Origin of the sequence: Paraburkholderia sediminicola (assembly GCF_046026895.1) — a bacterium.
Lineage (GTDB): Bacteria > Pseudomonadota > Gammaproteobacteria > Burkholderiales > Burkholderiaceae > Paraburkholderia > Paraburkholderia sediminicola_C.
The window spans coordinates 1-9,344 of sequence record NZ_JAQQEU010000136.1; the positions used below are offsets into that span (position 1 = coordinate 1).

At 61.9% G+C, this 9,344-nt stretch carries 9 protein-coding genes and 2 pseudogenes; 3 read left to right on the forward strand and 8 right to left on the reverse strand.

Annotated elements, in window-relative coordinates; translation table 11 throughout:
• Nucleotides 1–166: 166 nt before the first annotated feature.
• The gene (egtD, locus tag PQR02_RS38605; RefSeq protein ID WP_408243089.1) at nucleotides 167–1,147 is read right to left on the reverse strand and encodes an L-histidine N(alpha)-methyltransferase; all 981 of its coding nucleotides are present in this window, start codon (nucleotides 1,145–1,147) and stop codon (nucleotides 167–169) included.
• 555 nt (nucleotides 1,148–1,702) lie between these two features.
• Between egtD and rarD the strand changes: the two genes are divergently transcribed.
• Complete coding sequence (rarD, locus tag PQR02_RS38610) at nucleotides 1,703–2,599, forward strand: EamA family transporter RarD (RefSeq protein ID WP_408243097.1); 897 nt, start codon at nucleotides 1,703–1,705, stop codon at nucleotides 2,597–2,599.
• A 14-nt stretch (nucleotides 2,600–2,613) separates the two neighbouring features.
• Here rarD and PQR02_RS38615 read toward each other — a convergent pair.
• From PQR02_RS38615 to PQR02_RS38640, 6 genes and pseudogenes are all read right to left on the reverse strand, one after another.
• Nucleotides 2,614–2,803 (reverse strand): annotated as a pseudogene (locus PQR02_RS38615) (hypothetical protein); the annotation flags it as partial.
• Nucleotides 2,804–2,855: 52 nt separating this feature from the next.
• Nucleotides 2,856–3,746 (reverse strand): 4-hydroxy-tetrahydrodipicolinate synthase family protein, encoded by an 891-nt coding sequence (locus PQR02_RS38620; protein ID WP_408243090.1) that lies wholly within the window; start codon nucleotides 3,744–3,746, stop codon nucleotides 2,856–2,858.
• A 2-nt stretch (nucleotides 3,747–3,748) separates the two neighbouring features.
• Nucleotides 3,749–4,102: a hypothetical protein gene (locus PQR02_RS38625; protein ID WP_408243091.1), complete on the reverse strand. Its 354-nt coding sequence runs from the start codon at nucleotides 4,100–4,102 to the stop codon at nucleotides 3,749–3,751.
• A gap of 255 nt (nucleotides 4,103–4,357) precedes the next feature.
• Nucleotides 4,358–6,217 (reverse strand): dihydroxy-acid dehydratase, encoded by a 1,860-nt coding sequence (ilvD, locus tag PQR02_RS38630; protein WP_408243092.1) that lies wholly within the window; start codon nucleotides 6,215–6,217, stop codon nucleotides 4,358–4,360.
• Between the two features lie 310 nt (nucleotides 6,218–6,527).
• Nucleotides 6,528–6,905, reverse strand: coding sequence for a hypothetical protein (locus PQR02_RS38635; protein WP_408243093.1), 378 nt, complete (start codon nucleotides 6,903–6,905; stop codon nucleotides 6,528–6,530).
• Between the two features lie 216 nt (nucleotides 6,906–7,121).
• Nucleotides 7,122–7,382, reverse strand: coding sequence for a hypothetical protein (locus PQR02_RS38640; RefSeq protein WP_408243094.1), 261 nt, complete (start codon nucleotides 7,380–7,382; stop codon nucleotides 7,122–7,124).
• 700 nt (nucleotides 7,383–8,082) lie between these two features.
• Between PQR02_RS38640 and PQR02_RS38645 the strand changes: the two genes are divergently transcribed.
• Together PQR02_RS38645 and PQR02_RS38650 are read left to right on the forward strand one after the other, a co-directional pair.
• On the forward strand, nucleotides 8,083–8,448 hold the full coding sequence (locus PQR02_RS38645) for a hypothetical protein (protein WP_408243095.1): 366 nt from the start codon (nucleotides 8,083–8,085) through the stop codon (nucleotides 8,446–8,448).
• A 368-nt stretch (nucleotides 8,449–8,816) separates the two neighbouring features.
• The gene (locus PQR02_RS38650) at nucleotides 8,817–8,987 is read left to right on the forward strand and encodes a hypothetical protein (protein WP_408243096.1); all 171 of its coding nucleotides are present in this window, start codon (nucleotides 8,817–8,819) and stop codon (nucleotides 8,985–8,987) included.
• Nucleotides 8,988–9,096: 109 nt separating this feature from the next.
• On the opposite strand, the pseudogene PQR02_RS38655 reads toward PQR02_RS38650, so the two are convergent.
• Nucleotides 9,097–9,324 (reverse strand): annotated as a pseudogene (locus tag PQR02_RS38655) (transposase domain-containing protein); the annotation flags it as partial.
• Between the last annotated feature and the right edge of the window lie 20 nt (nucleotides 9,325–9,344).

Genomic DNA, 9,344 nt, shown 5'->3' on the forward strand with positions numbered 1-9,344 from the left:
AGAGCGCGGCAGCCGCCGCCGCACGGGTGCGTCGGCGGGGGGGGTTGAACCGGGGCTTTTTAAAAAAAAAGCCCCCCCCCCCCCCCGCGTTAAAAAAAAAAACCGGCGGCCCCCAAATCAATACGATGGCGCGCCGCCTTTGTCGTTAGTGCGGGTGATGATAGGCCTATTGCGCCACCAGCAGGCTTTCCGCAAAGCCCCATTCTTCTTCGATCCACTGATGACTGCACACGAAGCCCGCGCCGCCAGCCACCGCCGGCATTTCGTCCGCGCGATATTTGTGGCTGCTCTCGGTCCAGATCGTTTCACCTTGCTCGAGCGACACCCTCAATTGCGCGGCGCCGACATGCGCCGTGACATCGCGCTTCGCCCGTAGATGCATTTCAATGCTGCGCGCGTCCGGGTTGAAGCGCGCGACGTGTTCGAACGCGTCGAGCGGAAAATCGCCGTCCAGTTCGCGGTTGATGCGCGCGAGCAGATTCAGATTGAACGAGGCGGTCACGCCGATCGAATCGTCGTAGGCGGCCACTAGCACTGGCGTCGGCTTGATGAGGTCGGTGCCGAGCAATAGCGCGTCGCCCGGCGCGAGCATAGTGCGGATTTCGTGCAGGAAGCGCGTCGCCGCGAGTCTGCCGAAATTACCGATCGTACTGCCAAGGAACAGAACGAGTAACCGTTCGTCCGCCGCGCGCTGCTTGCTCACTTCGGCGAGACCGGCCAGATAATCGCGTTCATAACCGACGATCGAGATCCGCTCGATGTCGCCCAATTCGCGTCTGCACAATTGCAATGCGCTGCGCGAAATTTCAATCGGGCAGTAAGAAGTGGGGCGCTTTTTACACAATGCTTCAAGAATGCGCCGCGTTTTCCGGCCGCTGCCGCTGCCCAATTCGGCGACGGTCACGTCATGCGGCAGATGCTCGACGATCTCCGCGGCGTGCTTCGCGAGCAGACGTTCTTCGGCGCGCGTCACGCCGTATTCGGGCAATACCGTAATCACTTCAAAGAGGGCGGAGCCCACTTCGTCGTACAGATACTTCGACGGCAGCTCTTTCTGCGGCGTGTGGGTGAGTCCGGCGCGCACGTCGGCGGCGAAGGCGGCGCGGAGATCGGGTGACGCGTCGTGCGAGAGGGCTGGCTGGGTCATGCTGGCTCCAGTAGTCACATTCGGATGAGCGGGATTGCTAGCCGGGCGGCAGCATGCGGGGTGAAACGCGGGTGAAGCATGCCGTGGGAGAGTGGGCTGGCGGGTCCTTCGGACTGCCTGTGCCGGCCCGGCTCGTTGATGCTGCGAAAGCTGTTGCGGTCCACGTTGCCAACAGCGTGCAAGACTTCTTTAGCAAGATTCGCGCTTGAGTCGCCAAAGGCGACGCTTCGACGCGTAGTCAATTGAAACACCGCGGGTTCGACTGCGGCGCGTGAAAGTTATGTTCTAGTGCATCGGCGCGCGATGCGCACGGACAAATTGCAGCGAGGCGACGGAAATGCCGCCGACGCCCGCGACGAACAACCCGTCTAGAATGCATGGCTTGCCGTGCCAACTGAAAATGAAAGCGCGGTGCTTGTCTGATTTGCACTATCCGCATGTGGGGACTCCACTTCCAATGACAACAATCAACGCCGCGCGAGCGAATGCTGGGCTGCAGATCACGGCACCGCTGCTCGCACTGAACGCCGGAACATGTCTGCAACAGGCCGCGCAATGAACCAGTACGACCCCCGGCGCGGGATTGCTTTGTCCGTCGGCGCATCGGCAATGTTCGCTTTACTGTCCGCTTACGCAACGCTGCTCGCGCCGCTGAGCGGACTCGATATCTTCGCGTGGCGCATCGTATGGACCGTGCCGGGCGCGCTGCTGCTCGTCACGTTGCGCAAGCGCCTGCCGATTCTGCGCCGGCTTGCTCACCGGATGGTGACCGAGCCGAAGCTCGGCGTGGCGATGATCGCGAGCGCGGCTTTGCTCGGCCTGCAACTGTGGGTGTTTCTCTGGGCGCCGCTGCATGGCCGGATGCTCGAAGTGTCGCTCGGCTACTTCCTGCTGCCGCTCGCGATGGTGCTGGTGGGCCGCTTCTACTACCACGAACGCCTCGACGGATTGCAGTGGCTCGCGGTGGTTTGCGCGGCGGTGGGCGTCGCCCACGAACTGTGGATGACGGGCGCGTTTTCATGGCCGACGTTGCTGGTCGCGCTCGGCTATCCGCCGTACTTCGCGCTGCGCCGCAAGATCAACGAGGATTCGCTGGCGATGTTCACGATGGAAATGACGCTGCTGTTGCCCGTGGCATTCGTGTCCATCATCACCGGTGGTTCACTGACGTCGATCGCCGGCCGCATCGACATGTGGTGCCTGCTCTTGCCGGGCCTCGGCACATTGAGCACGATTGCGCTGGCGTCGTATCTGAAGGCGAGCCGTTTGTTGCCGGTCGCGCTGTTCGGCATTCTGGGTTATGTCGAGCCGGTGTTGCTCGTGCTGGTGTCGATCACGTTGCTCGGCGAAACGCTGAGCGCCGCGCAATTGGCGACTTATATCCCGATCTGGATCGCGGTCGGGTTGACGGCATTGCATGGCGTTCGCCTGGTTCGGCTGGCGCCGAACTGAGTCGCGCCCGGTTATCAGCGATGCGCGGTCGCGCGGTCCGCGTTGATACGCGTCGGCCCCACCTGCGCGTCGATCGCTTCGCGCAGGTGGGGCCGCCAGCCGAAACCGAACAAGGCTTCCGCGAGCACGAACAGCGGTCCGATCACCGCCGGTCACGTCGTCGATGAAGGCCGGTTTGCGATGTTCATAAGCAACGTGGCCGATGACGATGCATGAACCGCATCGCGGCGCAAACCCGCTGCCGAACGGCAACGCGCTAAGTCATCGTGCTGGCGAATTCGGCGCGCAGATCCTGCAACCTGTCGCGCGCGATGCGCAGGCGCTCGACGAGTTGCGCCGACGCGCGGGTGATGGGCATGCGCGTTTCGTCGGTCAGCGAATGATCGAAAGCCAGCATCGCCTTGATCGCGGACGGATTGGGCGCGGCAAACAGCAGGCGCAGTATCGGCAAGAGGCTCGCGAACAGATGGCGCGCGTCGAGGCCGTGGCCGTGGCCGCTCAGGGTCGACTCCCGCAGCGAGATCAGCAGATCCGCGCACACATGTGCGCTCGCCAGAATGCCGCCTGTGCCGCCTTGCTCCAGACACGCGTCGAAGGCTTCGTCGGTGCCGCATAGCACGGTGATCGGCAGGCCGCTCAGCCGAGCGAAGTGCGCCTTCACGCACTCCTTGATCGCGACGATGTTCTCGCATTCGACCAGCCGCGCGACGGTGTCCGGCTCGATCGTCACGCCGGTTCGATGCGGCACGTTGTAGAGAACGATAGGGCGTTCGGTGGCATGCGCGGCCTGTTCGAAGTGCCATTGCACACCAGCCTGATCGGGACACACGTACGACGGCGCGGAGATCAGATAGCCGGCGCAGTCCCAGCGTTCATAGCATTGCATCTCGTGCACGACGTCGCGCGTATTCGCTCCGCCGACGCCGATCAGCATCGGCAGACGCGAGCCGATCACCTCGCTCAGTGCGTGCAGAACGCGGAGGCGCTCGGCTTGTGAGAGCAGCGCCGCTTCGCCCGTCGTGCTCAGCGCGACGAAACCGCTGATCTCCGTGTGCAGGTAGTAGTCCGCGAGGCGCTGCAAGGCGTCGATATCGACTTCGCCATTGCGCAGCGGGGTGACGATCGGCAACCAGATACCGGAGTACATGATCAGCGCGCCTTTGCGACGTTGGCGCGGCGCTTCAACGGTCCGATCAACGCGGCGGGGACGGTGGAGATTAGCGTATGCAGCGTGAAGTCGAGATCCTCGGACGCGATGTCGAGTTGCACGCAAACCGCTTCCCGTGACGCATGCGTGCCGACGACATACACGCCAAGCGGCGAGTGAAGCAGTGCGCGCAATTGCGTACCGGCGTGATCGTGGGGCGGGTGGGGCAGCGTGACCTGCAGCAGCGCGCGTGTGGACGGAAAGCGAATGACGTTGTTGTGCTGGACCGGCGACGGCTTGGACGGTTGCTTGAGCGATTGCGTGGCGAAGTCGTCGATTGATTGCGTGAGTGCCATGTGATGTGGCGTTCGTTGACGCCATGGTTGTCAGGACAATTGCAGATTAGACTTGCGCGAGTAAACGCCGCGCAAAAATTGGTGTGTTCGCTGAAAAAAATCGCGCGGGCGCGATGTGCGTCTGTCTGCCTGAAGGCGGGCTGGTGCGCTTCGCGAAGAAAGTCGCCAGCCAGGTCGCAAGGAACGCGCGCATAAAAAAAAGCCGCTCCGGGGAGCGGCTTTGAAGAGCGGACGGGCACGCGGCCCGCCTCAGCATCAATCGTCCAGCAGCGACAGGTCGCGCACCGCGCCCTTGTCGGCCGACATGACCAGCTTCGCGTACGCCTTCAGAGCCGCGGACACCTTGCGCGGACGCTGCTTGGCCGGCTTCCATCCCTTGGCGTCCTGTTCCTCGCGGCGGCGCGCGAGTTCCTCAACGGACAGCAGCACGTCGATCGTGCGGTTCGGAATGTCGATGCGGATCTTGTCGCCGTCGCGCACGAGGCCGATGGCGCCGCCGGCTGCCGCCTCAGGCGAGCAGTGGCCGATGGACAGGCCCGAGGTACCGCCGGAGAAGCGTCCATCCGTCAGCAGCGCGCATGCTTTGCCGAGCCCCTTGGACTTGATGTAGCTCGTCGGATAGAGCATTTCCTGCATGCCGGGGCCGCCCTTCGGGCCTTCATAGCGAACGATCACCACGTCGCCGGCCTTGACCTTGTCGTTGAGGATGTTCTCCACCGCTTCGTCCTGCGATTCGGTGACGTGAGCCGAGCCCTCGAACACGAGGATGCTTTCGTCCACGCCCGCGGTCTTCACGACGCAGCCGTCCAGCGCGATGTTGCCGGTCAGCACGGCGAGGCCGCCTTCCTTGGAGAACGCATGTTCGTAGGAGCGGATGCAGCCCTCGGCGCGATCCAGGTCCAGGCTGGGCCAACGCGCGTTCTGGCTGAACGCGATCTGGGTGGGAACGCCGCCGGGGCCGGCCATGTAGAAGGTCTTGACGGCTTCGTCCCGGGTGCGGGTGATGTCCCACTGAGCCAGTGCGTCCTTCAGCGTGGCGGCGTGCACGGTGGGCACGTCCGTGTGCAGCTTGCCGGCGCGGTCCAGCTCGCCGAGGATCGCCATGATGCCGCCCGCGCGGTGCACGTCTTCGATGTGGTACTTATTGGTGTTGGGCGCCACCTTGCACAGCTGCGGCACGATGCGCGACAGGCGATCGATATCGGTCATCGTGAAGTCGATCTCCGCTTCGCGAGCGATTGCCAGCAGGTGCAAGATCGTGTTGGTCGAGCCGCCCATCGCGATGTCCAGCGTCATCGCATTTTCGAACGCCTTGAAGCCCACCGAACGCGGCAGGATCGACACCTGCTCCTGCTCGTAGTACTGGCGAGCCAGCTCCACGATGCGGCGGCCAGCGCGCTTGAACAGCTGCTCGCGGTCCGCGTGCGTGGCCACTACGGTGCCGTTGCCCGGCAGCGACAGGCCTAGCGCCTCGGTCAGGCAGTTCATCGAGTTGGCCGTGAACATGCCCGAGCACGAGCCGCATGTCGGGCAGGCGGACCGCTCCACTTCGGCGACGTCGGCGTCGGAATAGGCGGGGTCGGCGGCGATTACCATGGCGTCCACGAGGTCGAGCTTCTTGAACTCGAGCGTCTTGGTGACGGGATTGGCGAGGCGCGTCTTGCCGGCTTCCATCGGGCCGCCGGACACGAAGATCACCGGGATATTGAGCCGCATGGCGGCCATCAGCATGCCGGGGGTGATCTTGTCGCAGTTGGAGATGCACACCATCGCGTCGGCGCAGTGCGCGTTGACCATGTATTCCACCGAGTCCGCGATGATGTCGCGGCTCGGCAGCGAATACAGCATGCCGTCGTGACCCATCGCGATGCCGTCATCGACCGCGATGGTGTTGAATTCTTTGGCGACGCCGCCGGCGGCCTCAATCTCGCGCGCGACCAGCTGACCGAGGTCCTTCAGATGCACGTGGCCGGGCACGAACTGGGTAAACGAATTGACCACCGCAATGATCGGCTTGGAAAAGTCTTCGTCTTTCATGCCGGTGGCGCGCCACAGCGAGCGCGCCCCCGCCATGTTGCGGCCGGCGGTGGAGGTTTTGGAACGGTATGCGGGCATTGTGGTTGGTAATGAAATATCGCAGAAAGGAAGCGGGCCACGGGAATAAAGGCCCTTCTAGCGCCCGTGCGAACAACCTTTTGAGCCGCGCTCTGGGCAAGCCGCGCATTATCCCATACCCTCGGGCCCGTGCTGCGGACGGGTTGCGCGCCGCGCTGTTATTCATGCGCGCATTCAGAAGCGCCACTTTCTCCGCGGTCGGACGAAGAACGAAAAAAGGCGAGTCATGCGACTCGCCTCCCTGAACGGCACGGTTCGGCTTCGATTAACTAACCCCGCGTGGCCGCTGCATGCCGAAACCGATCACGTGTTATTGCGTCTTTGTCGTGTCGGTTTGTGCGCCGTCGGCTTTTGCCGGGGCATTGCTGGCCTCTTTCGCGCTCTCCGTTTTAGGCTTCGCGGCGCTTGTTTCCACTGCGGTTTTCTTCACGGCCTTGTGCGCTTTGGCCGTGTGTGTGACGGAAGTCTTTTTCACATGCGCCTTCGCCGTCTTGGCCGGCGTCTTTGTGACGGCTGCGCCTTCGTCCGTCGCGCCGGTTTGCACGGCAGTGCTCGCCTTCAGATTCGCTTGCCCGGCGCTCTGCGTTTGCGCGGATTGTGCGGGTTGCGCCGTGGACGGCGCGGCCGTTTGAGCAAAGGCGGTCGACACGAGCAAAGCGGAAGCGAGAGCGGCGAAAAGCGTCTTCATGATGTGACTCCTGGTTTTAACCGGTGGATTCTTGTGTCGCGACTGAATTGTTTCAGCGCTGCCGGTTTAACGTGAATCGGAGGACAGCAGTTGACGCTGCTCTGGTGACAAAACGTAACCGCCGAAACATATTGGCGTACTGAATCAACGTGATGCGTCGAAATGTGCGCAAGAGGAGTGCTCCCGCTTTGGCATCGCATGCGTCTGACTAGCGCATCATTGAAACGGATTCTGCACGACGCCGGGTTTCGCATCCGGCTCGTCTTCCACCTTCGCGGGCAGATTCTTTTGCGCCTGCAAGCTGGCGACGATCGCATCCACCGCCTCCTTCAGCGCAAGCGCCGCCTTCAATCCGCGCTGATCCCGCGTCAGTTCCAATGTGCCGTTCAGCACTACGCGCGTGGTGCCGTTGCTCACCATGAGCGCGTCGCCCTGAATGTTGAGTACGTCGTCGTCGTTCGAATAGGGCTTAAACACCTTTCAGTCCTCCCGGTCGCTGGTCCTTGAGGTTTACGCACAAGTAAACCCTTCCTTGCCAGCATGAGAAAGTATACGCAAAATGGACATGGTGCCGTCGTTTTGTGATTTGCCAACACTCTGCGTTCCAATAGCTCTCCCAATTATTCTTCGTGGGGCAAGCCGCGCAGCGGCGCGTCAGGCTGGAAGCTCGGCTCGCGGGGAGCCGGTGGGGAACGGCGGTACCGCCGACCATCGGGAGGTGGCTGTCCACAGCCTCGTGCTGTGGGCAGCGTCGTTGTCCACGGGCGGGCGCGGGTGAATCCGACGCGCGTAGAGCGGTTCGGGCGATGCAGGAGGTGAACATGCACAATGGAAACGGCGCACGGCGAATTCTTCTCCCGCGCTATCTGGTAACCGAGCTCTGCGATAAGAGTGACCCCGGGGCGGCCCTTGTCATTGATGCGAGGGAGGCATATTGCTGTCGCCCAAAGCTAGCCCGGACAGATGAACCGCAGCAGGACGGTCAGCCAAGATGGGTGAAGCGGGGATTCAATTTCTTTCCTGTTGTGCTCGATTCGGCGGGCGTTCCGTGGGCTGAGGCGTTCGTTTATATCATGTCTCGCCTCGAAGCCACTCCAACTCCAACGATGACCACGTACGCGAGCATTGCGGATGATCTGACGGCGTTTCGTCGCTTCCTTGATGACAGCAACGTGGATTGGACGGATTTCCCAAAGAACAAGCTGGAACGACCGACCTATCGCTTCAGAAGCCATTTGAAGTCTTCGATTGGCGCTGGCAAATTAGCTTCCGCTACCCCCAGCGTCAACAACATTACGAGCTTATCTACTGCCGTACGTGGTTCTTGCGTTTTGAACATGTCGAACGCGAGAACCTGATTAGCCTTTTGGCGCTCGTTTTTTTGCTGATAGTCGGCCTTCTGCTTCTCCAAATTGTAGCTGTCAATGTTTTTGGCGCGCTCAGCCCCCAAGTTCATAAAACCGAGGACAATGTTTCCAATGAGTGCGACTACAGCGGCGATGAGGGCAAAGAACGTTGGGGTGGCCCATCTCGCACGCTGTAACTCTTGCTTCCGCAGCGCGAAATCTCGATGCCGGGCCCTACGTTCCGCATAGGCCTTTTCTCGTTCCAACAGTAACCTGTCCTTTTCTAGCGCATCTTGCCTGTCTGCCTGCTGCTGTTCGAAGCGCAGGCGTTTAGTAAGCGCCTCGCTTGGACCGTTCGGGTTTTTCTGGACGACGCGATGTGAAGCGGGACATGCTATCTCCTTTGGGTATTTTGCGTTACCCGGTAACGAATTCAGACATATCGTTACCGGGTAACAACGACGAGGAGAAACCGATGGCGCAAACAACAGCGGAGCGGCAGGCCGCCTTCCGGGCAAGGCGGGCGACAGCTGGATACGATGGCAACGGGGAGCGGCGGCTTGATATGTGGGTGACCACTGAAGCCGATCTCGCGCTCGCACGGCTGGCACGCCGTTACTCGGTAACGAAGCGTGAGATGCTGGAGCGGCTGGTAGTGCGGGCGGACGCGGCTATCGTGCGCAGGCTCGATCCGGACTCCGCAGAATGGGATACCTACTTCCAGGTTCGACGGTAGCCCTTCAGCGTTACCGGGTAACGGACCGCTGTCCCAGGTGCAGTCGGCTACTGGCTCAGCGCGTGTGAGCCGTTCCGGGCGATCGGGGCGTGCTGTCCACCGCTGTTGTTCAACCGGTCGGAACCGCAGGTTGGGGCGGATTTTGCAGGTGTGCGGCAACGCGCCAGGGCAGCAATTCGTCGACGCGGTTGATCGGGTGATCGGCGATGCAGGTCAGCACATGGCACAGGTAAGCACGCGGATCGACGCCATTGAGTTTGCACGTGGCGATCAGCGAGTACATCGCCGCTGCCCGCTCACCGCCGCTGTCAGAGCCGGCGAACATGAAGTTTTTCCTCCAATGTCGTTATGTGCATT